This window comes from Shimia thalassica, assembly GCF_001458215.1.
In the GTDB taxonomy this organism is placed as follows: Bacteria; Pseudomonadota; Alphaproteobacteria; order Rhodobacterales; family Rhodobacteraceae; genus Shimia; species Shimia thalassica.
In genome coordinates this window covers 1656260-1677680 of record NZ_CYTW01000001.1, presented here as the reverse complement: position 1 = coordinate 1677680, position 21421 = coordinate 1656260, and the positions used below count along the sequence as shown (strand labels likewise).

The window sequence follows — 21421 nt, the reverse complement described above, 5'->3', positions numbered from 1 at the left end:
GGCCATTGAGGTTGAAAAGCGACATTCCATCCGCTTTCAGCACAGTTTGAAGCGTTTATTGACCTAAAACCGGCCCTCCATCCCTCTGGGATTTCCCCGATCATGACGATTGAAAACGTGCATTCCAAAGGTGACATCGGGCCTGATCGCGTGCGTCGTACACCTGCAAAGCCTCGGACAAGTCCAAATCAAAGTGATCTTCGCGGTCTTCCGATATTGCCGTAAGCCGCATCGAATACCAGGCCGTCACCCCACCGGGAACGGTTTGGCTAAATCGCGGAAAGGACGGATCAGGACCGTTTCCCGCCACCCAATGCGCAGCCAGATCCGGCATGACAACAAGCCCACGTGCGATGCCAACTGCATCAACATCACCACTTGTCAGAGCGGCAACGGCCTGCATGCGGGTCTTGAAACCACCGGTAACGCAAAGCGGAATTTTAGTCGCTTTCCTTGCGGTTTTGCAAAACTCCAGAAAATATGGGCCGGTCCCCGATGTGCTGTCGGAACTGGAGGGCGCGCCCGGAAAATATGTGCCGCCACTGACCTCGATCAGATCCACAGACGTCTGATCCAGCAAACGCACCACCTCGAGGGCATCCTCTTGGGTCAATCCCCCCTCAAGCTGATCCGTGGCGTTCATCTTGATCCCGACCGCCACACGAGCGCCAACAGCCTGTCGAACGGCATCAATGATCATGCCGATGAGACGAAACCGGTTGCCGATTTCCCCGCCATAACAATCGGTTCGATGATTAAACAAAGGTGACAAGAACTGGCTGAGCAAGAACCCGTGCCCTGCGTGAATCTGAACACCTTTAAATCCGGCCTCGACCGCGATTTTCGCAGCGCGCGCATATTGCGCCGGCAGGGCCTCGATATCCTCGACCGAAAATCCGACGCAGTGCAGCCCATCCAGATCTAATGCTGATGGGCCTTTGGGCGCGCTGATGGGCGCATAAGACAACGCCCCCGCATGGCCAAGCTGCGGCCAAAGATGGGCAGTGTTGACCTGTCCCTTAAGCGCCAAATTGCGCAGGGCGGCCCTGTCCGTATCAGGCCCTAGCACAAGATTGCCGGGCTTTTCCGGATACCGCGGGTCTGCCTGTACTTCTCCGATCAATGACAGCGCAACACCGCCTTCGGCCCATCGCTCGTAAAGGCGCGCTTGCGCGGGCGTTGCATTGCCTTGGCCATCACCAAGAGAGTCCGACATGGCCGATTTGATGATCCGGTTCTTCAACACCAGACCACATGGCAGTGCCAAAGGCCGCCCAAGCACCCCTGCCCCTGTTTCTTCTGATACAGTCATTACCCCACCCCCATTTCGCAATATTTCGATATCCAGTTTTCTTTGGGTCAACACCCATTGCCCTGCTTGCGTTTATTTCCGAAGCAACTCTTGTTCAAAGGCCGTGCAGAACGATTGTATGCCCGCCTCGTCACGTCGATAGAACGTCCACTGCCCATGCCGTTCGGACAGAACAAATCCGGCTTTTTTCAACAAACCCATATAGTTCGAGATCGTGGACTGGGACAAACCGGCCTTTTCCTGGATATAGCCAACGCACACCCCATCCAGATCTTCATGTTCCGGCAAGGCAGGCGGAAAATTGGACCGATCCTTGAGCCATTCCAGAATTTGGCGGCGTATCGGGTTGTTCAGGGCGGATAAGGCTTGTTCAATGTCCATATATCGAAATATACCGATATACAGGTGATAAACAACCCCCGCCTACCCAACAGGGCAATACCGGCGATGCGGCTCTGGGCGGCGGGGCTTGGAATCGGCAAATCGCAAGCAAATTCGAACAAACGCCACTTGCGAAAACGCCCCCTTTTCCTTATGCGGCAGACATGTCTGATAAATCCCATGCCCGCCTTCTTATCATCGACTTCGGCAGTCAGGTCACGCAGCTGATTGCGCGCCGCCTGCGCGAGCTGAACGTCTATTGCGAAATCCACCCCTACCAGAACGTCACCATGGATATGGTGAACGCGATGGCGCCCAAGGCGATCATCTTTTCCGGTGGCCCCGATAGCGTGACCCGCGACGGTTCTCCGCGCGTGCCCCAAGAGATTTTTGACTATGGCGTGCCGATCCTCGGGATTTGCTATGGCCAGCAGGTCATGATGCATCAACTGGGTGGCAAAGTGGAATCAGGCCACGGCACCGCAGAATTCGGTCGTGCCTATGTGACCGAGACGCAAAAACTTGATCTGCTGGAAGGCTGGTATCAGGACGGCGACGAGCAGGTCTGGATGAGCCACGGCGATCACGTTTCGGAAATTGCACCGGGCTTTGAGGTCTATGGCACCTCGCCCAACGCACCTTATGCGATCACGGCGGACACAAAACGCCACTTCTATGCCGTACAGTTCCATCCCGAGGTGCACCACACCCCGAACGGGGCGAAACTGTATGAACAATTCGTCAAACTGGCAGGGTTTGCGGGCGATTGGACCATGGGTGCCTATCGCGAGGAGATGATCAGCAAACTCAAGGAACAGGTTGGCGACAAGAAAGTCATCTGTGCCCTGTCCGGCGGGGTCGACTCGTCCGTTGCGGCGGCCCTTCTGCACGAAGCCATCGGCGATCAGCTGACTTGTGTGTTCGTGGACCACGGCCTATTGCGCAAGGACGAAGCCAAAGAAGTCGTCGGCATGTTCCGCGACAACATGAACCTTCATGTCATCCACGCTGATGAATCCGATTTGTTCCTTGGTGAACTCGAGGGGCAAAGCGATCCCGAAACCAAGCGCAAAATCATTGGCAAGCTGTTTATCGACGTGTTCCAGAAATACGCCGACGAAATTGATGGCGCGGAATACCTGGCCCAAGGCACCCTTTATCCTGACGTGATCGAGTCGGTCTCGTTCTCGGGCGGTCCTTCGGTCACGATCAAATCGCACCACAACGTGGGCGGCCTGCCCGAGAAGATGGGTCTGAAACTGGTTGAACCATTGCGCGAACTGTTCAAAGACGAGGTCCGCGCCCTTGGCCACGAACTTGGCCTTCCGGCCAGCTTTATCGGACGCCATCCCTTCCCCGGACCGGGTCTTGCCATCCGTTGCCCCGGTGAGATCACCCGCGCCAAGCTGGAAATCCTGCGCGAAGCGGATGCGATCTATATCGACCAAATTCGCAAGCATGGTCTTTATGACGAAATCTGGCAGGCCTTTGTTGCGATTCTTCCGGTGCGCACGGTTGGCGTGATGGGTGATGGCCGCACATATGACTATGCCTGCGCCCTGCGCGCCGTAACTTCGGTTGATGGCATGACGGCGGATTACTACCCCTTCACCCACGAGTTCCTTGGCGAAACCGCCACGCGGATCATCAACGAGGTCAAAGGCATCAACCGCTGCACCTATGACATCACATCAAAGCCTCCGGGCACGATTGAGTGGGAATAGTCCAGAGAAACGCGCCACCCGATTGGGTGGCGTTTTTCGTTCGCGCGTAAAAAGGTCTAGAAAATCGCGCCACCTTCCGCGACAACAGACAGAATGCGAGAGGACGTCAGATGCTTAAACGAATTGGGGCCATATGCGCTCTGGCCGCGAGTGCCGCCCAAGCCGAGCCACCTTTGGCATGCGAAGGCCATGACCCTGAATGGTTTTTGACGCTGGCCGGACCTGTGGCGCAGTTTCGGTTTCACAAACGCAAAACCGACTTCGACATCCCTCATTCGACCGTCGCCCAAGGCCGCGACTGGCCTCGCGCCTATACCCTGATTTCCTCGTTTGACACTGCAATCGTGGTGACCAATGAAACCGCATGCAGTCTTGGCGGCACTAACTGGCCCATATCGGTGCAGGTCCTGACACAACGCGACACAACGCCGATCCTGTTGACCGGTTGCTGCACGGTCGCCGAATGAGCGACACCATCAAAGCCGCCATCTGGATGATCGGGGCGATCCTGTCGTTTTCGTCGATGGCCATCGCCGGTCGGGCGGTGTCGTTCGAGCTCGATACATTCGAAATCATGATGTACCGCAGCTTTGTCGGGGTGCTGATTGTGGTTGTGGTCTCGGCGCTTGCGGGCACGCAACGTCAGATCACGCGCCGCTCAATGGGCACCCATCTGGTCCGAAATCTGGCGCATTTTACCGGCCAAAACCTTTGGTTTTATTCGCTTACACTGATCCCTTTGGCACAGGTGTTCGCGCTTGAATTCACGTCTCCGCTCTGGGTTTTGGTTTTGTCGCCGCTGGTCTTGGGAGAGCGCCTGACACCGATGCGTTTGCTTGCCGCCGTGATGGGGTTCATCGGCATTCTGATCGTGGCGCGCCCCGGTGTTGGCACGTTCAACATCGGTTTGGTCACGGCCGCATTGTCGGCCATCGGATTTGCCTTTTCCATCATGCTCACCAAACGCCTGACACGTACGGAAACGACAACGTGTATCCTGTTCTATCTGACAACAATGCAGGCCGTGTTTGGCATTCTGTGCGCCGGATGGGATTTTGATATCGCCCTGCCCTCGGCCCAAAGCGTGCCTTGGCTCATCCTTATCGGATGCGCGGGTCTTTTGGCGCATTTCTGCCTGACCACAGCACTTAGCATTGCGCCTGCGTCGGTTGTTGTCCCCATCGACTTTGTACGCCTGCCCGCGATCGCGGTAATCGGCGCACTGTTTTATAACGAGCCTTTGGATATCTTCGTCCTGATCGGGGCTATTATCATTTTCTCTGGGAACTACCTGAACATCCTCAACGAAACCCGCGCACCCAAAACCGCCGACACACGCGCGGAATCTCGCGACAAGTAGCCAGCCTGTGACACGGGCGTCTTGCCCTGTCGTGGGGGGAAAGAATTGCGCAGGAATCGGAGTGCGCGATTTCGGACCCTGCGCTATCCCACGGGTATGACTGATTCAAAACAAACCTCTCTGACCTCCCGCGCCTGGGCCGAACTCTTTTTGCTCGGCTTTGTCTGGGGCGGCGTTTTTCTGGCGGCGCGTCTTGCGCTGAACGAAGTTGGTGTGCTTACGGCGGTCGCTCACCGTACATTCTGGGCGGCCCTGATTCTGTGGTGCGTCGTCCTGCTCAAACGTCAGAAACTCCCGACCGGCCTGCGTGTCTGGGGGGCGTTTCTTGGAATGGGATTGTTAAACAACATTATCCCCTTCACCCTTTTGAACTGGAGCCAGCTTTATATCGAGAGCGGCCTTGCCTCGATTTTCAACGCCACAACCGCCATTTTCGGGGTGTTGGTCGCTGCCTTCTTTTTTGTTGATGAAAAACTGACAAAACGCAAAGTGATCGGGGTTTCCGTCGGCTTCCTGGGCGTTGCGACAACCATCGGCCTCGAGAATATCACACGGTTGGATTTGACAAGCCTCGCCCAGCTCGCGGCCCTCGGGGCGACGTTGTCTTATGCTTTTGCAGGTGTCTGGGCGCGCAAACGGCTGATTGGCATGCCACCGGAAATGGCCGCGGCGGGCATGCTGACCATGTCGTCGGTTGTGGCCCTGCCTCTGGCATGGATGGTGGACGGCCCCTTCCGGATGGATCTGATGCCCGTTACATGGATCGCGCTGATCTATTACGCCTCGATCGCCACCGCAGGTGCCTATCTTCTGTACTACCGCGTGCTGGCGATGGCAGGCAGCGGCAATCTCATGCTGGTCACGCTTTTGATCCCGCCCTTCGCCATACTTCTTGGCGCTCTGGTTCTGGATGAAACCCTTCCGGCCAATGCCTTTGCGGGGTTTGCCCTGCTGTCCTTGGGATTGGTCATTCTTGACGGTCGTCTTGTGACGCGGATCTTCAAACCTTCGACCCAGTAAAACCCGCCCGTCACATGCGCACCGGGGGCAACGCCCCCGGCCCGGCCCAACATCTGGCAGGGGCCGAATGGCCCCGAAGATGGCGGGAGCCCCTGTTTCGGTGGCTTCTGCCCAACATCCCTTGCTTTCCCGTTTGACCTGCGCGCGCCTCGCCGTTACCAAAAACCGACAAGAACAAGGGACCGGGCAATGATCTACGCCTCTGCAGATGACTGGCGCAATGCAGCGCAAAAAAAGGTGCTTCTTTTTGGCATGTCAGGCTTGGGAAAAACCCACCTGTCCAATATGTTGCGAGATGCCGGAGACTGGTTCCACTATTCGATCGATTACCGTATCGGCACGCGCTACATGGGCGAACACATTGCTGACAATGCCAAACGCGAGGCGATGAAAGTGCCCTTCCTCAGGGACCTTTTGCTCAGTGACTCGATCTATATCGGCTCCAACATCACCTTCAACAATCTTGCACCGCTTTCGACCTATCTTGGCAAACCCGGAAACCCCGATCTGGGCGGCGTTCCCTTCGAGGAATATATGCGCCGTCAGGATCAGCACCGCACCGCCGAGATCGCAGCGCTTCTTGACACGCCCCATTTCGTCACCCGCGCCCATGATCTTTATGGCTACGATCATTTCGTCTGCGATACAGGTGGCTCTATCTGCGAAGTCGTCGATCCCAACAATCCCGATGATCCGATCCTCAAGGCACTGAGCCAGAACACGTTGATGGTCTGGATCAAAGGCTCTGATGATCACGCCGCAGAGCTGGCCCGCCGTTTCGACAAAGCTCCAAAACCGATGTATTATCAACCTCGGTTCCTTAAGGCGCGTTGGTCAGAGTATCTGGAAACAAACGGCCTGAACGAACATCAGGTTGATCCAGATGCCTTTGTGCGCTGGACCTATGCCGCCGCACTTGCCCACCGCCAGCCCCTGTATCAGGGCATGGCAAACTGGGGCGTGACCGTCACCGCACAAGAGGTTGCCGCGGTCAAAACCACCTCCGACTTTGACGACCTGATCGCCACCGCACTTGAGCGCGCCTGAGAGACCTCCTAGATAACCCAAACTAAACTGGAAAGACCAAGTATCATGCCTATTAAACTGCCCTCCGACCTGCCTGCCTTTGACGTGCTTTCGCGCGAAGGCGTCATGGTCATGTCCGAGAGGCAGGCCGCGCGGCAGGATATCCGTCCCTTGCGCATTGGATTGCTGAATCTGATGCCCAAGAAAATCCAGACTGAAAACCAGTTCGCCCGCCTGATCGGGGCAACGGCGCTGCAGATCGAATTGTCCCTGATCCGGATGAGCGAACACAAGACGCGCAACACCGCCGCGGAACACATGGCCGAATTCTATCGCCCGTTTGATGAGGTTAAGGCCTCTGGCGAAAAATTCGACGGCTTGATCATCACTGGCGCGCCAATCGAACATTTGCCGTTCGAAGACGTCACTTACTGGCAGGAACTGCGCGACGTTTTTGAATGGACGCAAACCCATGTGCATTCCACTTTTGGTGTGTGCTGGGGCGGTATGGCCATGATCAACTATTTCCATGGCGTCCAAAAACACATTCTGGATGCCAAGGCCTTTGGCTGTTTCCGCCATAAAAATATGGACCCTGCGTCGCATTACCTGCGCGGTTTCTCGGATGACTGCGTGATCCCTGTCAGCCGCTGGACCGAAATGAAACAAGACGAAATCGACGCCGCAGACGGGCTGACCACACTTCTTAGCAGCGAAGAGGTTGGGCCATGTCTGGTCGAAGATCCCGCACACCGCGCGATCTATATCTTCAACCACTTCGAATATGACAGCGAAACGCTCAAGCAGGAATATGATCGTGATGTGGCAGAGGGCACGCCCATCAATGTCCCGATGAACTATTATCCCGATGATGATCCAAGCCAGCCGCCGATGAACCGTTGGCGCAGCCACGCGCATCTTCTTTATGGAAACTGGATCACCGAACTTTACGAGACCACGCCCTATAATATGGACGAAATCGGCAGCTGACACCTGCCCCGTGTTTGACAAAACCTGCGCTGGCGCATTGCACAGGCGTCACCGCCCGTCCATATTAAAAGAAAACGGAGAGGTTTCATGGAGCTACCCTTCGACGGTGCCATCAGCGCCTATTACGAAAACGATGCCCCGAAAGAGATACGCGATGCCATTCGCGACGGTGACAAGGACGCCATCCTTGACGCCGGCTTCCCGCATGCGCAACGGATGGGCCGCAAGGACTATGAGCGCGAGATGAAGGCCTTGCAATGCGAACTGGTCAAACTGCAGCGCTGGATCAAGGATACCGGTCAGCGGGTTGCGATTGTTTTCGAAGGCAGGGACGCGGCTGGAAAAGGCGGCACAATCAAACGGTTCCGTGAAAACCTGAACCCGCGCGGCGCGCGTGTTGTGGCCCTCTCCAAACCCACCGATGCCGAACAAACCCAGTGGTATTTCCAACGTTACTTCGATCACCTCCCCTCTGGCGGAGAAATGGTCTTCTTTGATCGCAGTTGGTACAATCGCGGTGTCGTTGAAAAAGTCTTTGGATTTTGCGAAGCACCGGAACGCGAACGCTTCTTCCGCCAGACCCCACCTTTGGAACACGCGCTGGTCAATGACGGCATCCACATTTTCAAGTTCTGGCTCAACGTTGGGCGGGCCGAGCAATTACGCCGTTTTCTGGCACGGGAATCCGATCCATTGAAACAATGGAAACTCAGCTGGATAGACGTCGAAGGCCTGAAACGCTGGGACCAGTACACGGATGCAATCGACGAGACCCTGACACGCAGCCACAGCGAGGCGGCGCCCTGGACGATCATTCGCTCCGATGACAAACGTCGCGCCCGATTGATGGCCCTGCGCAGTGTTCTGACGCGTCTGGATTATGATCGCAAAGACACAGATGCCATCGGTGCCCTGGACCCAAGCATTTGTGGCGGACCGGACATCTGGAATGCCTAAACGCGGCTATCACCACGGCAATCTGCGCCAGGCCCTTGTCGATGCAGCACTCCGGCTGATCGAAACCAAAGGCCCAACAGGATTTACCCTGTCCGAAGCGGCGAAACAGGCCGGCGTGACCCCTGCCGCCGTTTATCGTCATTTCGAAGGGCGGGATGACCTTATTGCCGAAGCCGCAAGGCAGGGCTATGAAATTTTTGCCGATGTCATGCAGTTTGCCTATGACAAGGGCCAACCCTCTGCTCTGGCGTCTTTTGAGGCAACGGGGCGCGCCTATCTTGCCTTTGCCCGCAAATATCCGGGTCACTATATCGCAATGTTCGAAAGTGGGATATCCGTCAACCGCACCCCGGAACTGGCCGCCGTTGCATCACGTGCGCGGGGCGTCATGGAACGCGCTGCGCAGGACTTGAGCCAACACATCCCGCCAGAAAAACGCCCGCCCGCCAGCATGTTCAGCGCCCATATCTGGGCCATGAGTCACGGCGTCGTCGAACTGTTCGCCCGAAACTCGCCGGGTACCCAAAGCCCCTTTCCCCCTGAAGATCTGCTTGAAACGGGGATTGGTGTGTATCTACGCGGCCTTGGTCTGATCACGCCAGACAGTTAACGCATTCTGGCTTTGCCAGAATACGGCCTGCGGCGCGGATATTTTTAGCCAGAAGAAGTCCGGATCCACTCCCCGGCTCTTCCGGGGAGCTTCTCCTGGCACGGCCATCGGCGTCCCCGCCTGTACCGCAAGCAAAGGCTCGCAGTTCACAGTTAAGAAACCCTTTATTCTTCAGGCCAAAAATATCCCCGCCGGAGGCTTCGGGCGCGTATGCGCACGAAAAAAGGGCTGCCAAACGGCAGCCCTTTCAATTCTTTTGCACCGAAGATTAACGCTTCGAGAACTGGAACGAACGACGCGCTTTGCGCTTACCGTATTTCTTACGTTCCACAACGCGGCTGTCGCGTGTCAGGAAGCCGGCAGCTTTCAGAGCGCCACGCAGCGAGGGTTCATAAAGCTGAAGCGCTTTCGAGATACCGTGCTTAACCGCACCAGCCTGACCAGTCAGACCACCACCTTTAACAGTTGCGAACACGTCGAATTCACCTTCAACGCCAGCAATCTGCATTGGTTGACGCAGGATCAGCTGAAGAACGGGGCGCGCGAAGTACACGTCCTGGTCTTTGCCGTTCACAATGACCTTGCCCGAACCGGGTTTGATCCAAACGCGTGCAACAGCATCTTTACGTTTACCGGTTGCATACGAACGGCCCAGCTCGTCACGAACGGGCTCGCGTGGTGCAGCAACTTCTACAACAGCTTCTTCACCAGCAACGGCGTTCAGCTCTTCAAGCGAGTTGATTTGATCAGCCATTGATTAGCTCCGGGTGTTTTTCGGGTTCATGGATTTCACATCCAGCACTTCTGGCGATTGTGCCTCGTGCGGGTGCTCGGCGCCGGCATACACACGCAGGTTGGTCATAACCTTGCGCGACAGACGGTTGCCAGGCAGCATGCGCTGAACCGCTTTGGTCACAACACGCTCGGGGTACTTCCCCTCGAGGATTTGCTCAGCAGTGCGCGACTTGATGCCGCCAGGGTGGCCTGTGTGCCAGTAGTAGTTTTTGTCCGTGCGTTTTTTGCCGGTCAACTGGATCTTGTCCGCGTTGATCACGATGACATTGTCACCCATGTCCATGTGCGGAGTAAAAGACGCCTTGTGCTTGCCGCGCAGGCGCATGGCGACGATCGATGCGAGACGACCAAGCACGACGCCTTCAGCGTCGATGATGATCCATTTCTTCTCGATGTCTGCCGGAGTAGCAGAAAAGGTTTTCATTTTGGGTCTACCTGAGTTTTGGTTGACAGATACGCCGTATTCCGGCGCACCGAAATTCGATGGGCGGGTTATAAAGGTGTAGGGCGCACAGTCAATCCCACAAAGATCTATTTAATTGTTTAAAATCAATTGCTTGAAAATTAGGTATTAAAATACCCCATCAAACATCGACCGTAGCAGGCGGTTTTGCCAGCATTTGGGACAGTTTCTGCAAGGCGCCTTCAAATTCCGCGTTTGTCAGGTCTGGATTCATGCCGATGCGCACCGCATTTGGTGCATGCCCATCCGCCAGAACAAATTCGTCCGCGGGTTTTATGCCGATGCCTTCCGATCCGCAGGCTAGCATAAATGTGGAACACCGCCAGCCGCGCGGCAGCTTTAACCAGACAAAGGGTGCATCCGGTCGCCAGCTTATGTCCCACTGTCCGAGAATGTTCACGGCCTGACGCACACGTTCGGCAATCCGCGCCTCAACCTTTTGACGGACGGTTTCGGCCTGCCCGCTTGTGATGAAGGCTTCGCAAATATCCAGCATCGGCAACGGCAACCCATAAAAGGACGACTGGGCCACTTGATGCGCCGTGCCCCCCTGCCCCTTCGCACAGGCAACAAACCCGAACCGCAGGGCGGCGGAAACCGATTTGGTCAGCGATGACACATACCAAGACCACTCGGGACATATGGCGCGATAGGCCGGCAATTCCGGACGTGCCACCGTGTGACAGTCATCTTCGATGATTTGCACCTGATACCGGCTGGCCACATCAGCGATCTCGCGACGCCGTTCAAGTGTGGTGCGAATGGTGGTCGGGCTGTGTGTTTCGGCCGAGGTCAAAAGAACCTGACCACCATGTTCCCGCAGGACCGCCTCTAAGCGATCAGGGCGCAGCCCCTGTTGATCCATGCCCACCCCAAGAACCTGCGCCCGCAACATCCGCGCGGCATGGCGCACACCCGGAAAGGCAAGGTCTTCGGTCAGGATGATGGGATTGGGCCCGTAGAGACAGGCCTGAAGTGTCAGGATAACCGTATGCTGCGCCCCAAGGCCAAGGACAATATCGTCAGGCGACAAGCGTCCCACGCGATCTTCGCCGATCCACTGAACAACAGCTTTGCGGGCGGCAAGATCCTTGTCTGGCGCCGGGCAATCAATATACCCCATGCCGCCGTCCGTCCCAAGGCGGCGCATGATGTCGCGAATGATGCCTTCCTGTCCGACATCGGGCACGCGGATGCCCCGCAAGTTCAAATCGTCATGGGCCATGTGCGCGACAAGCGAGATATCATCGGGCGGATCTTCACGGTGACCAGACGATACAAAAGTGCCCCGCCCCACCGTGGTATCAAGCAATCCCTCCTGCACGGCCAGCTTGTAAGCCCGCGCAACCGTGCCCGGTGTGATGCCCAGTTGCCAGGCCAGTTCACGCACGGGTGGCAGCTTTTCTCCGGGAGACAAGGCACCGGATCGTACGGCAGCGCGCAAGGATTGTATCAATACAATATACTTGGATTGCGTTGAATCCTGAAAGTCCGGCGGCCAAATTGTATCAGTCACAATGTATTCCTGTACCTAAACGAATAGATTTTGTACCAATACATTATCGCAGGTAACAAATTGTATCAATACAAAAGGACATTCCCAATGGTACAAACGGCACACCACAGCAAGCAGCTGATTTCTTTCGCGCAAGACTATCCTCTTCCGGTTGTCGCACGCTGGGCAGTGGCATTTGCGGTGACCGTCACCACTTGGGACAGGCGCGTGCGCACCCGTCGTGCATTGGCCCGACTGGACGCCGCGCGCCTTCAGGATGTCGGCATCTCTTTGCAAGAGGCCAAAGATGAAGCCGCCAAAATGTTCTGGCGTGGCTAACCCCGTTACACGTCAGTGACCTGAGGCCGGGAGAAATCCCGGCCCTTTTTATATGTCACGGTGTTATTCCGGCACGCAAATCTCGTTTCGGATGATGGCCACAGCCGTGCGATAGATCAGCCCTGCCATGATTGCACAGAGCACGACAAGAATGCAGGTTCCGATCACCACATGCGCCTGTGATCCTGCCAGCGCGGCAAAACGGAAAGACGCAATCGTCAGCGCCGCCACTGGAAAGCTCAGCGCCCACCAAGGCAGCGCAAAAGGAAGTTTGGCAAAGTTCGGGATCTGGATCACCATCAACGCGGCAAAAACATATCCACTGTTCAGCAGGATACGCGCAAACGGATCAATGTCCCCTGTCAGGTTCACATACGCCAGAAACGCGACCGCCGGTGGTGCAATCAGAATGACCAGAGTCGGATACAGTTTGCCGGGGATCGGGTTGTGAAAGATCAAGCGGTTGAACACCAAAGTCAACAAAACCACCCAGAACACCAGTCCGGTTGAGAAAAACAGCCAGGACAACTCAACATAGCCAAGCGGTGCGCCCGCCACTGGTGCCACCACATTTCCCACCGCAGGAATGAACCACGCCGGCGTAAGTTGTCCCACCTCGAATGACCGGTGGCTGATCCATCCTGAAATCACTGCCAGCGTCAGTACCGCTTGTAATGCTGCCCCGATGATCCAGATGCCGCGCGCCGCGTCTGGAAAGCTGGACATCAGCGCCGTTGCGATCAAAAGCAGGGAAATTGAAATCGCCGGAAAGAACGCCAGACGCACGGGGTGGTTCCACTCGGCATAGATGGCAGTCCGATAGGTCATGAACTTGGCGATGTAAAACATTGAAATCACCAAGAAAGCCGCAATGCCGCCCCACATGAAAACCTCGGATACCATGGCCAGAACGGGATACACATCGGCAGCGGTGTGCAGGGCAAGTGTCAAGCCCATCATCCCCATGACCACCGCAAAGAATGGCACAGGAAAATGTTTGAGTTTGGGCTCGGATATAGGCGCGTCAGTCATTGCTGTGTCTCCTGTGAATCGACGAAGGATCAGGTGAGGCCTTCGCAGCGCCCGCATCACATATCAAATTCAGAATACTTATACCATGACATTGAAACGCATGGCCGCTTTGCTTTGTGTGATGAGCTTTGGTTGGGGTGTGCGGGTTATGCCCCGCTTGCACGCGGGAGGGAATAGGTCATCGACGCCCGCGCCACCGGAGCCTCCATCCCTTCCGAATAGATCAGGATGTCCGTCACCGAGAGGGATTTGCCCAGCTTCAAAAGCGTCGCGACGGCGACCAGATCCTTGCCGGCTTCGGGTTTGCGCATGAAATCCAGCGAACAGTTTGTCGTAACAGCCAGCGCCTGTTTGCCGATACAGGCCATTGTCGCGACATAGGCGCAAACATCGGCCAAGGCGAACATCGAAGGGCCCGAAACCGTTCCGCCCGGGCGCAAGTGACGTTCTGCCGTCAACAGGCGCATGACAGTTTTCGTGCCATCCATATGATCGATCGCAAAGTCATTGTTAACTTGTGGGAACACCTCTTCGAGGTATTCCATCATTTCTTCTGCTGTCATCACGGCTTGCATACTTCCCTCCCTCAAATTGTCCCGCTAGGTTTGCGCCATACCCTAGGGAGGACAAGATGGAAATTCTGGAACGTCGCGACGTTAATGCAGTTGCGTACCTCAATCTCAACGCGCCGGACCGCTTGAACGCGCTCTCCGATGAAATGCTCGCCGCGCTGCAAAGCACGCTGGACGGTCTCAAGGAAGACAGATCTGTGCGCGCTGTGGTGCTTTCGGGATCGGGCAAGGCCTTTTGTGCGGGGCATGATCTCAAGCAAATGACCGCGGGTCGACAGGCCGAAGATGGCGGCAAGGCGTATTTCAAGGATTTGTTTGACCGCTGCGCCCAGATGATGATGACGGTACAGTCCCTGCCCCAGCCCGTGATTGCCCGCGTTCATGGGATCGCCACCGCCGCCGGATGCCAACTGGTGGCCACATGCGACATGGCCGTTGCCGCCGAGGGCACGCGATTTGGCGTGAACGGCGTCAATATCGGGCTGTTTTGTTCCACACCGATGGTTGCCCTGACCCGCAATGTGCATCGCAAACAGGCCTTTGAAATGCTGACAACGGGCCGGTTTCTAAATGCCGACGAAGCCCGCGATATCGGATTGGTGAATCATGTCGTGCCCGCCGATCAGTTGGACGCAAAAGCGACAGAGCTGGCCGAGACCGTGGCGGCCAAGCTGGGTGCGGCCGTTCGGGTCGGAAAAGAGGCGTTCTATAACCAGATCACCATGAACACCTCGGACGCCTATGCCTATACCGGCGACGTTATGGTCGAAAACATGCTGTACCGGGACACCGAAGAAGGCATCAGCGCCTTTCTCGAGAAACGCGATCCCGACTGGTCACAGTAAGCGTTTCCACCTTCGCAACGGTGTTTTTCAAGAATTTTTGTTATTCGCGACAAGAGGATCGGATACAGTGAAAGAAATCGTCCGGCGCAGTTGGTGTGCCGGATTCGGAATAGACGCAAAACGGGTAACCTGATCTCGGCCCAGAAGGGGCTGGTTGGTTGCCATTTGCTGCGTCGACGTCCGAACAGTTCGCTATGCGACCACTGAACAGTGATCGCTGAGGGGGGCGGCCATTTGAGACGGGCACCCCGACTTACCTCGCCCTATCAAAGGGCCACCCCCTCTTAAAAAACTGCTCATTTATTGTTCACCGAAACGTCGCAATCACAAAAGATTGTTTCCGTCTGAGGGCACAAAAACCGTCATTTTCCCCTAGGACAAGCTATGCGTTCGTGCGATAACGGTCATGTCGTCACTGCACGACTTTTCAACACTGGGTCGCCGCGCGGAAGGTCCCTCCGGGTCCTCTCTCTGGACCATGACATACCCGCCCGGCGACCCAGGTTCTTCTTCTCCCCTTTCCAAAACGCTGTTTCGGGCTTATGTCCGCGCCATGACACACACATTGCATATCCTTGGCGGCGGAATGGCCGGCTCAGAGGCCGCATGGCAGGCCGCTCATATGGGCGTCGACGTGGTGATCCACGAAATGCGTCCCAACGTTGAAACTTTTGCGCACCGGACCGGACATCTGGCCGAGATGGTTTGCTCGAACTCGTTCCGTTCGGACGATGATGAACAGAACGCTGTTGGGCTGTTGCATTGGGAAATGCGCGCGGCCAACGGGCTGATCATGCAAACGGCCGACAAACACCGTCTGCCTGCGGGCGGCGCCTTGGCAGTAGATCGGGATCCCTTCGCAGAAAGCGTCACCGAGGCGCTTCTGGCGCTGCCGAATGTGCGGGTCGAGTATGGCGAGATCACCGAGTTGCCGGACGATGGACACTGGATCATCGCTACGGGTCCCCTGACCTCGGCAAATCTGGGGGCGGCCATTCAGGCCGAAACAGGCGCAGAGCGTCTGGCGTTTTTCGACGCCATTGCGCCCATCGTCTATGCCGAGTCGGTCAATATGGACATCGCGTGGCTTCAGTCGCGCTATGACAAGGGCGAAACCGAGGAAGAGCAGAAAGCCTATCTGAATTGCCCGATGACCAAAGACCAGTATGAGGCGTTTATTGATGCCCTGCTGGCTGCGGACAAAACGGAATTTCATGAAGGCGAAACCGCTGGTTATTTTGACGGCTGCCTGCCGATCGAGGTGATGGCGGAACGCGGCCGTGAAACCCTGCGCTTTGGTCCCATGAAACCTGTGGGCCTGACCAATGCCAACAGGCCCGATGACAAACCTTATGCGGTGGTTCAACTTCGCCGTGATAACGCACTGGGAACGCTATATAATATAGTCGGCTTCCAGACCAAGATGAAGTACGGCGCGCAAACCGAAGTGTTCAAAATGATCCCCGGTCTCGAGGATGCGTCGTTCGCGCGTCTGGGGGGGATTCACCGCAACACCTTTATCAATTCGCCCACGCTTTTGGACAACCAGATGCGCCTGAAGTCGCGTCCGCATATTCGCTTTGCTGGACAGGTGACCGGCGTTGAAGGTTATGTCGAAAGCGCCGCGATGGGTCTTTTGGCGGGCCGTCTGGCCGCCGCAGAGATTCTGGGCAAGACAATTGAAACCGCGCCCCAGAACACGGCGATGGGGGCCTTGGTGCATCACATCACCGGTGGCGCCGAAGCCAAGACCTTTCAGCCGATGAACGTCAACTTTGGATTGTTCCAGCCGGTAGAGGGTCTCAAAGGGGGCCGTCGTGGTCGCAAGGACCGGTACAAAGCCTATACCGATCGCGCCAAGGCCGAATGGCAGGGATGGCTTGACGCGCAATGATCACGCGCTTTGCCCCCTCACCCACGGGTCCGCTGCATCTGGGACATGCCTATTCGGCACTTCTGGCGCATGATCGGGCACGGGCTGTGGGGGGCAAATTCCTGCTGCGGATTGATGATCTGGACCAGTCGCGGGCCCGTCCGCACTGGGAAGACCAAATCTATGATGACCTGACATGGTTGGGGGTGCGTTGGGATGGTCCCGTGCGGCGCCAGTCGGACCATTTTCAGGACTATACTGCGGTTCTGGCCCGGTTGCGCGACAGAGGTCTAACCTTTGAATGCCGCTGTTCCCGTCGTGATATCGAGGCGGCGGCCAATGCCCCTCAGGAAGGTCAGCCGGATTTCGGGCCGGACGGGCGCATTTATCCAGGCACCTGCCGCGCATTGCACCTTGGCCTTTCCGACGCCACCTGTACGCGCCTGAATATGCACCAGGCCTGTCTGACCGGTCTGCCTGCCCGCTTTGAGGAAACCGGCCCAACGCATCACGGTGCACACACGCTGATCGCACAGGACATGACAAACACCGTCGGAGATGTGGTTCTGTCGCGCCGCGACATGGCGGCCTCGTATCATCTGTCCGTGGTGGTGGATGATTTCGACTCTGGCGTGACAGATGTCATTCGCGGCGAGGATCTTTTTGAAGCGACACGAATCCATATGTTGCTGCAATCCCTGTTGGAGATGCCAACGCCGCGCTATCACCATCACGGGCTGATCCGCGACGAGGCCGGCAAGCGTCTTGCCAAACGGGACGATGCGCGTGCCATTTCCAAGTTCAGGGAAGACGGCCTGTCACCCGCAGACATCCGCGCCCTGGTCGGGCTTTAACCCGCCGGAGAAAACTGCTGTCTGAGCGAGGTCAGCTTTGGCCCCCAGAACCGCCAGAGCAACAAACACGCCGCAACGGACAGGCCAAAAACAAGCCCGAGCCAGACACCAACGCCACCCCATCCCAAAACAAAGCCAAGCATGTATCCGCAAGGCACGCCAATCACCCAATAGCTAAAGGCGGCGATGATCAGCGGCGCGCGCGTGTCTTTCACCCCGCGCAACAGACCCAACGCCAGAATCTGCGCGCCATCCACGACCTGAAACAGGGCCGCGACAAACAACAGGTTCACGCCAATCGCCAGAATCGCATCGCGGTCAGGCTCGGTCGGGCTGAGGAAGAGGGTCAACAACTGCTCGGGGAACGTCAGGAAGATCGCCACCGCAACAAAGGCGGTGACCAGCGACATCAGCAATGCCACCCTTGCACCACGTGCGAGGTTCAACGCATCACGCCGCCCTATTGCATTGCCTGCGCGCACGGTGGCCGCATTGGACAACCCCAAGTGAACCATGAAGGTCAGGCTGGCCAGCTGCAGGGCGATACCATGCGCGGCCAGCTGCAATGTGCCCAACCACCCCATCATCAGGCTTGAGGCGGCAAACAGGCCCACTTCGGCCAGATTGGTAACACCGATAGGTGCCCCAAGACGGAAAACATGGGCAAAGGCTTCCCAATCGGGTCGCCAGATCCGGCTGAACATGGTGTGTTCCGGCAAGGCACGCACGGCATAAAGGACAATACCGATGATGGCGACGGTCTGTACCGCGAGCGACGCCAGGGCCGCGCCCACCACGCCCAGTTCAGGCGCGCCCCAGTTCCCGAAAATCAGGGCGTAATTTACAAAACCATTGGTGATCGCACTCAGAACGGTCACCCAGAACACCACCCGTGTGCGTTCCAGCGCCGCCAGATAGGATTTGAGCACCATCACAAGCAAGGCGGGGATCAATCCCAGACCGGCAATGCGCAAATAAAGCTGCGCGGTTTCGGAAACTTCGGGTGTCTGCCCTGCCGCACTTAGCAAAGACCCCGAAAACCAGAACAGGGGCATCACGACAATGGCGAAGATCAACGACAACCACATCCCCATGCGCGTGATCCGGCGCACCGCCACTTCGTCGCCCGAGGCATCGGCCTCGGCAACCAGAGGCATCACAGCGATGGCAAACCCCGACCCCAGAATGAAGATCACGAAGAAAAAGGTACCACCAAGGACAACCGCAGCCAGTGCTTCGACAGAATACCATCCAACCATGATCGTATCCGTTAGGCCCACGGCAAATTGCGCCACATGCCCCCCGATCAAAGGCACCCCAAGCCGCAATACGGCGCGCGAATGATCGCGATATGAAACAGGTGTAGTCATCCCCAAGCCTTATGCCTCCTATTGGGCTCTGGCAAGAATGTCATTTCGGTCGCATGCTTTTTGGGCCTAAGATCCGGACAGGAGGAAATCGCCATGTCATCTGATCCATTTGCCAGTCTTGTACCCGAGGCCCGCGCATTTCTGACCAAGCTGGAAAGCAACAATTCACGCGACTGGTTTCAGGACAACAAGGCGCAGTATGATACCCTTCTCAAGAATCCGGCCCTTGCCCTTCTGGATGTCATTTCGGCCGATCTTGGGCGGATGACTGCGCAACCGGTGACAACAAAGCTGTTTCGCCCGCATCGCGATGTCCGCTTTTCCAAAGACAAAACGCCCTATCACACGCATTTGCATATGCTTTGGACGACCCCGGCGGGGGCGTCTGGACAGGGGTGGTATTTCGGGATTTCCCCGTCTTACATCAGCATCGGCGCTGGCGTCATGGGATTTGACAAGACCGCCTTGTTGAACTGGCGGGCGGCAGTCGACCAAGACGCAACATTTGCGACTTTGGTATCCGATCTGACCCACAAGGGCGCACGCCTGTCAGAGCCAGAACTCAAACGCGTGCCAGCCCCCTATGCCAAGGACCATCCACGCGGCGATCTTTTGCGCCACAAGGGGCTGTCAGTGTGGTTCGACAAGTCCCCTCAGGACATAAAAAAAGGCGGCCTGACCGAAACGATCATGACCGCCTTCTCGGATCTCCTACCCGTTCAGAGTGCGCTGCGTCCCCTCCTCTGATCCGCAGCGCCCGCAGGAGTCCTAACTCTTAGGCTTTGCGGCCGTTCGGGTGCAAAGCTGTGCCGAGAATATGCTCTGAACGGTGGATTACGTGGCTGGCCGTATTCACGATCAGCGGATCAGGACCATGCGCGATCTTGAGATCCTTGCCCGGATAATCCAGCGAGTTCAGGAAGTGCAGCATACAGTTCAGACGAGCACGTTTCTTGTCGTTCGATTTGACCACGGTCCAAGGCGCATCTGCGGTATCTGTATAAAAGAACATCGCTTCTTTGGCTTCGGTATAGTCGTCCCATTTACCCAGCGACGCCTTGTCGATTGGCGACAGCTTCCACTGTTTCAATGGATCGGTTTCGCGGCTTTCAAAACGGCGGCGCTGTTCGTCCTGCGTGACCGAGAACCAGTATTTGTAAAGGCGGATACCGGACCGGACCAGCATCTGTTCGAGATCAGGGGTTTGACGCATGAATTCCAGATACTCGCCAGGTTCACAGAACCCCATCACACGCTCGACACCAGCGCGGTTATACCAGGAGCGGTCATAAAGCACCATCTCGCCAGCTGTTGGCAGGTGATCGATGTAACGCTGGAAATACCATTGACCGCGCTCTTCGTCGGTGGGCTTGTTCAGTGCCACAACGCGGGCATTCCGTGGGTTCAGGTGCTCGGTAAACCGTTTGATCGTTCCACCTTTACCAGCCGCATCGCGACCTTCGAACAGCATCACGAACTTCTGGCCCGTCTCCTGTGCCCACAACTGAACTTTCAACAGTTCTGCCTGAAGCTTGGCCTTTTGTGTCTCATACGCCCGACGGGACATCTTGTTGTCATAGGGGTATTCGCCGCTTTCAAAAGCGAGACGCACCTCTTCGGGGGTTGGCGCGGTTTTGCGGCTCGTACTTGGCTCTGTACGTGCGGCTGCAGGAGCCTTTGCCGTAGCACCATTTGCCTTGGCTGTGGTGGCTTCGGTGGCAGCTTTTTGAATTGCAACTGGAGGGGTAGCCGTGTTTGTAGTCATAAAAGAACTCCTTGTTTTCTGAACGTGGCTGCACCCTATCGCGAGGCTTCACACCGCGCCTTGACACACGTCAACAAATGTAACGAATTTCTAACAATCCTGCGGCGCGTTCCTGAATTATCGCTACCTCTGAATGGATGCACACTGACCCTGCGGTTGTGCTGTCTTGATTTCCGGCGGGGAATGCGCAGATTAAGTGCAAGCGAGCCACAAGGGCGCCACCAGAGCACCCCAACCCGAGCCAGCTTGAAAACCTTTGCATATCAGGACAATTGGCACATGACTCAAACCTCAACCGGTTCGACCGCCACACAAAAGGCAAGCGGTTACCTTCTGCAGCTTTGCAAACACTGGTCACACAAGGCAGAGGTGTCTTTTACACCCGAGGCTGGCGATATCCGGTTCCCGAATGGAAACCATCTTTCGCTGACCGCCCACTCGGACCATCTCGCGATGCGTCTTGACGTGCCCGAAGACGCCGACCTTGCACAGTTTCAAGACGTCGTGGACAAGCACATCTTGCGGTTTGCCTTTCGCGAAGATCTCGAGATTTCGTGGGCTGCCGCCTAACGGCAGCCCCCTCTTCGGATAAGGTCCGAGCCCCCCGTATTGCCCACATCACCGCACCAATCGGCGCT

Annotated in this window: 23 protein-coding genes; 14 read left to right on the top strand and 9 right to left on the bottom strand. The window is 56.6% G+C overall.

Features of this window, described 5'->3' with window-relative positions; translation table 11 throughout:
* Positions 1 to 100: 100 nt before the first annotated feature.
* Positions 101 to 1312 (bottom strand): NADH:flavin oxidoreductase/NADH oxidase family protein, encoded by a 1212-nt coding sequence (locus PH7735_RS07575; RefSeq protein WP_058310657.1) that lies wholly within the window; start codon positions 1310 to 1312, stop codon positions 101 to 103.
* A gap of 72 nt (positions 1313 to 1384) precedes the next feature.
* Positions 1385 to 1693, bottom strand: coding sequence for an ArsR/SmtB family transcription factor (locus PH7735_RS07570; RefSeq protein WP_058310656.1), 309 nt, complete (start codon positions 1691 to 1693; stop codon positions 1385 to 1387).
* Between the two features lie 164 nt (positions 1694 to 1857).
* On the opposite strand from PH7735_RS07570, the gene guaA reads away from it, so the two are divergent.
* From guaA to PH7735_RS07530, 8 genes are all read left to right on the top strand, one after another.
* A complete protein-coding gene (guaA, locus tag PH7735_RS07565; RefSeq protein WP_058310655.1) occupies positions 1858 to 3417 on the top strand; it encodes a glutamine-hydrolyzing GMP synthase in 1560 nt (519 codons plus the stop codon).
* 110 nt (positions 3418 to 3527) lie between these two features.
* Positions 3528 to 3884 (top strand): hypothetical protein, encoded by a 357-nt coding sequence (locus PH7735_RS07560; RefSeq protein WP_058310654.1) that lies wholly within the window; start codon positions 3528 to 3530, stop codon positions 3882 to 3884.
* Positions 3881 to 4777, top strand: coding sequence for a DMT family transporter (locus tag PH7735_RS07555; protein WP_058310653.1), 897 nt, complete (start codon positions 3881 to 3883; stop codon positions 4775 to 4777). Before PH7735_RS07560 ends, PH7735_RS07555 begins: the two co-directional genes overlap by 4 nt.
* Positions 4778 to 4873: 96 nt before the next feature.
* Positions 4874 to 5797, top strand: a complete 924-nt coding sequence (locus PH7735_RS07550) for a DMT family transporter (protein ID WP_058310652.1) — start codon at positions 4874 to 4876, stop codon at positions 5795 to 5797.
* A 189-nt stretch (positions 5798 to 5986) separates the two neighbouring features.
* On the top strand, positions 5987 to 6844 hold the full coding sequence (locus PH7735_RS07545; protein ID WP_058310651.1) for a hypothetical protein: 858 nt from the start codon (positions 5987 to 5989) through the stop codon (positions 6842 to 6844).
* 45 nt (positions 6845 to 6889) lie between these two features.
* Positions 6890 to 7813 (top strand): homoserine O-acetyltransferase MetA, encoded by a 924-nt coding sequence (gene metA, locus PH7735_RS07540; RefSeq protein WP_058310650.1) that lies wholly within the window; start codon positions 6890 to 6892, stop codon positions 7811 to 7813.
* Between the two features lie 87 nt (positions 7814 to 7900).
* Positions 7901 to 8770, top strand: a complete 870-nt coding sequence (gene ppk2, locus PH7735_RS07535) for a polyphosphate kinase 2 (protein WP_058310649.1) — start codon at positions 7901 to 7903, stop codon at positions 8768 to 8770.
* On the top strand, positions 8763 to 9380 hold the full coding sequence (locus PH7735_RS07530; RefSeq protein ID WP_058310648.1) for a TetR/AcrR family transcriptional regulator: 618 nt from the start codon (positions 8763 to 8765) through the stop codon (positions 9378 to 9380). Before ppk2 (PH7735_RS07535) ends, PH7735_RS07530 begins: the two co-directional genes overlap by 8 nt.
* A gap of 268 nt (positions 9381 to 9648) precedes the next feature.
* Here the strand turns inward: PH7735_RS07530 and rpsI are convergent, their stop codons facing one another.
* The 3 genes from rpsI to PH7735_RS07515 form a co-directional block, all read right to left on the bottom strand.
* A complete protein-coding gene (gene rpsI, locus PH7735_RS07525) occupies positions 9649 to 10134 on the bottom strand; it encodes a 30S ribosomal protein S9 (RefSeq protein ID WP_058310647.1) in 486 nt (161 codons plus the stop codon).
* 3 nt (positions 10135 to 10137) lie between these two features.
* Positions 10138 to 10599: a 50S ribosomal protein L13 gene (gene rplM, locus PH7735_RS07520; RefSeq protein ID WP_058310646.1), complete on the bottom strand. Its 462-nt coding sequence runs from the start codon at positions 10597 to 10599 to the stop codon at positions 10138 to 10140.
* Between the two features lie 160 nt (positions 10600 to 10759).
* Complete coding sequence (locus PH7735_RS07515) at positions 10760 to 12154, bottom strand: aminotransferase-like domain-containing protein (protein WP_233488280.1); 1395 nt, start codon at positions 12152 to 12154, stop codon at positions 10760 to 10762.
* An 87-nt stretch (positions 12155 to 12241) separates the two neighbouring features.
* On the opposite strand from PH7735_RS07515, the gene PH7735_RS07510 reads away from it, so the two are divergent.
* Positions 12242 to 12472, top strand: a complete 231-nt coding sequence (locus PH7735_RS07510; RefSeq protein ID WP_058310644.1) for a DUF1127 domain-containing protein — start codon at positions 12242 to 12244, stop codon at positions 12470 to 12472.
* Between the two features lie 63 nt (positions 12473 to 12535).
* On the opposite strand, the gene PH7735_RS07505 is transcribed toward PH7735_RS07510, so the two are convergent.
* Together PH7735_RS07505 and PH7735_RS07500 are read right to left on the bottom strand one after the other, a co-directional pair.
* Positions 12536 to 13504 (bottom strand): SLAC1 anion channel family protein, encoded by a 969-nt coding sequence (locus PH7735_RS07505; protein WP_058310643.1) that lies wholly within the window; start codon positions 13502 to 13504, stop codon positions 12536 to 12538.
* Between the two features lie 146 nt (positions 13505 to 13650).
* Entirely contained in the window at positions 13651 to 14079 is a 429-nt protein-coding gene (locus PH7735_RS07500) for a PaaI family thioesterase (RefSeq protein WP_058310642.1), read from the bottom strand.
* Positions 14080 to 14135: 56 nt separating this feature from the next.
* Between PH7735_RS07500 and PH7735_RS07495 the strand changes: the two genes are divergently transcribed.
* The 3 genes from PH7735_RS07495 to gluQRS all read left to right on the top strand — a co-directional run bounded on the left by PH7735_RS07495 (position 14136) and on the right by gluQRS (position 17648).
* Positions 14136 to 14921: an enoyl-CoA hydratase gene (locus tag PH7735_RS07495; protein WP_058310641.1), complete on the top strand. Its 786-nt coding sequence runs from the start codon at positions 14136 to 14138 to the stop codon at positions 14919 to 14921.
* Positions 14922 to 15474: 553 nt separating this feature from the next.
* Positions 15475 to 16815: a methylenetetrahydrofolate--tRNA-(uracil(54)-C(5))-methyltransferase (FADH(2)-oxidizing) TrmFO gene (trmFO, locus tag PH7735_RS07490; protein ID WP_058311192.1), complete on the top strand. Its 1341-nt coding sequence runs from the start codon at positions 15475 to 15477 to the stop codon at positions 16813 to 16815.
* On the top strand, positions 16812 to 17648 hold the full coding sequence (gluQRS, locus tag PH7735_RS07485; protein WP_058310640.1) for a tRNA glutamyl-Q(34) synthetase GluQRS: 837 nt from the start codon (positions 16812 to 16814) through the stop codon (positions 17646 to 17648). Before trmFO ends, gluQRS begins: the two co-directional genes overlap by 4 nt.
* On the opposite strand, the gene PH7735_RS07480 is transcribed toward gluQRS, so the two are convergent.
* Positions 17645 to 19018: an MATE family efflux transporter gene (locus PH7735_RS07480; RefSeq protein ID WP_058310639.1), complete on the bottom strand. Its 1374-nt coding sequence runs from the start codon at positions 19016 to 19018 to the stop codon at positions 17645 to 17647. The two genes, gluQRS and PH7735_RS07480, sit on opposite strands and share 4 nt — an antisense overlap.
* A 93-nt stretch (positions 19019 to 19111) precedes the next feature.
* On the opposite strand from PH7735_RS07480, the gene PH7735_RS07475 reads away from it, so the two are divergent.
* Complete coding sequence (locus PH7735_RS07475; RefSeq protein ID WP_058310638.1) at positions 19112 to 19765, top strand: DUF2461 domain-containing protein; 654 nt, start codon at positions 19112 to 19114, stop codon at positions 19763 to 19765.
* Positions 19766 to 19793: 28 nt separating this feature from the next.
* Here the strand turns inward: PH7735_RS07475 and ppk2 (PH7735_RS07470) are convergent, their stop codons facing one another.
* Entirely contained in the window at positions 19794 to 20783 is a 990-nt protein-coding gene (gene ppk2 / locus PH7735_RS07470) for a polyphosphate kinase 2 (RefSeq protein ID WP_082645151.1), read from the bottom strand.
* A gap of 279 nt (positions 20784 to 21062) precedes the next feature.
* On the opposite strand from ppk2 (PH7735_RS07470), the gene PH7735_RS07465 reads away from it, so the two are divergent.
* Positions 21063 to 21353, top strand: a complete 291-nt coding sequence (locus PH7735_RS07465) for a DUF2218 domain-containing protein (protein ID WP_058310637.1) — start codon at positions 21063 to 21065, stop codon at positions 21351 to 21353.
* Positions 21354 to 21421 lie beyond the last annotated feature (68 nt).

Bases quoted from the DNA above. Each gene is read 5' to 3' on its own strand.
- gluQRS (WP_058310640.1), top strand. From the start codon at position 16,812: ATGATCACGCGCTTTGCCCCCTCACCCACGGGTCCGCTGCATCTGGGA.
- PH7735_RS07550 (WP_058310652.1), top strand. From the start codon at position 4,874: ATGACTGATTCAAAACAAACCTCTCTGACCTCCCGCGCCTGGGCCGAA.
- rplM (WP_058310646.1), bottom strand. From the start codon at position 10,599: ATGAAAACCTTTTCTGCTACTCCGGCAGACATCGAGAAGAAATGGATC.
- rpsI (WP_058310647.1), bottom strand. From the start codon at position 10,134: ATGGCTGATCAAATCAACTCGCTTGAAGAGCTGAACGCCGTTGCTGGT.
- PH7735_RS07575 (WP_058310657.1), bottom strand. From the start codon at position 1,312: ATGACTGTATCAGAAGAAACAGGGGCAGGGGTGCTTGGGCGGCCTTTG.
- ppk2 (WP_058310649.1), top strand. From the start codon at position 7,901: ATGGAGCTACCCTTCGACGGTGCCATCAGCGCCTATTACGAAAACGAT.
- PH7735_RS07500 (WP_058310642.1), bottom strand. From the start codon at position 14,079: ATGCAAGCCGTGATGACAGCAGAAGAAATGATGGAATACCTCGAAGAG.
- PH7735_RS07480 (WP_058310639.1), bottom strand. From the start codon at position 19,018: ATGACTACACCTGTTTCATATCGCGATCATTCGCGCGCCGTATTGCGG.
- PH7735_RS07545 (WP_058310651.1), top strand. From the start codon at position 5,987: ATGATCTACGCCTCTGCAGATGACTGGCGCAATGCAGCGCAAAAAAAG.
- PH7735_RS07475 (WP_058310638.1), top strand. From the start codon at position 19,112: ATGTCATCTGATCCATTTGCCAGTCTTGTACCCGAGGCCCGCGCATTT.
- PH7735_RS07555 (WP_058310653.1), top strand. From the start codon at position 3,881: ATGAGCGACACCATCAAAGCCGCCATCTGGATGATCGGGGCGATCCTG.
- PH7735_RS07465 (WP_058310637.1), top strand. From the start codon at position 21,063: ATGACTCAAACCTCAACCGGTTCGACCGCCACACAAAAGGCAAGCGGT.
- PH7735_RS07570 (WP_058310656.1), bottom strand. From the start codon at position 1,693: ATGGACATTGAACAAGCCTTATCCGCCCTGAACAACCCGATACGCCGC.
- PH7735_RS07495 (WP_058310641.1), top strand. From the start codon at position 14,136: ATGGAAATTCTGGAACGTCGCGACGTTAATGCAGTTGCGTACCTCAAT.
- PH7735_RS07530 (WP_058310648.1), top strand. From the start codon at position 8,763: ATGCCTAAACGCGGCTATCACCACGGCAATCTGCGCCAGGCCCTTGTC.
- ppk2 (WP_082645151.1), bottom strand. From the start codon at position 20,783: ATGACTACAAACACGGCTACCCCTCCAGTTGCAATTCAAAAAGCTGCC.
- PH7735_RS07510 (WP_058310644.1), top strand. From the start codon at position 12,242: ATGGTACAAACGGCACACCACAGCAAGCAGCTGATTTCTTTCGCGCAA.
- guaA (WP_058310655.1), top strand. From the start codon at position 1,858: ATGTCTGATAAATCCCATGCCCGCCTTCTTATCATCGACTTCGGCAGT.
- PH7735_RS07560 (WP_058310654.1), top strand. From the start codon at position 3,528: ATGCTTAAACGAATTGGGGCCATATGCGCTCTGGCCGCGAGTGCCGCC.
- trmFO (WP_058311192.1), top strand. From the start codon at position 15,475: ATGACACACACATTGCATATCCTTGGCGGCGGAATGGCCGGCTCAGAG.
- metA (WP_058310650.1), top strand. From the start codon at position 6,890: ATGCCTATTAAACTGCCCTCCGACCTGCCTGCCTTTGACGTGCTTTCG.
- PH7735_RS07505 (WP_058310643.1), bottom strand. From the start codon at position 13,504: ATGACTGACGCGCCTATATCCGAGCCCAAACTCAAACATTTTCCTGTG.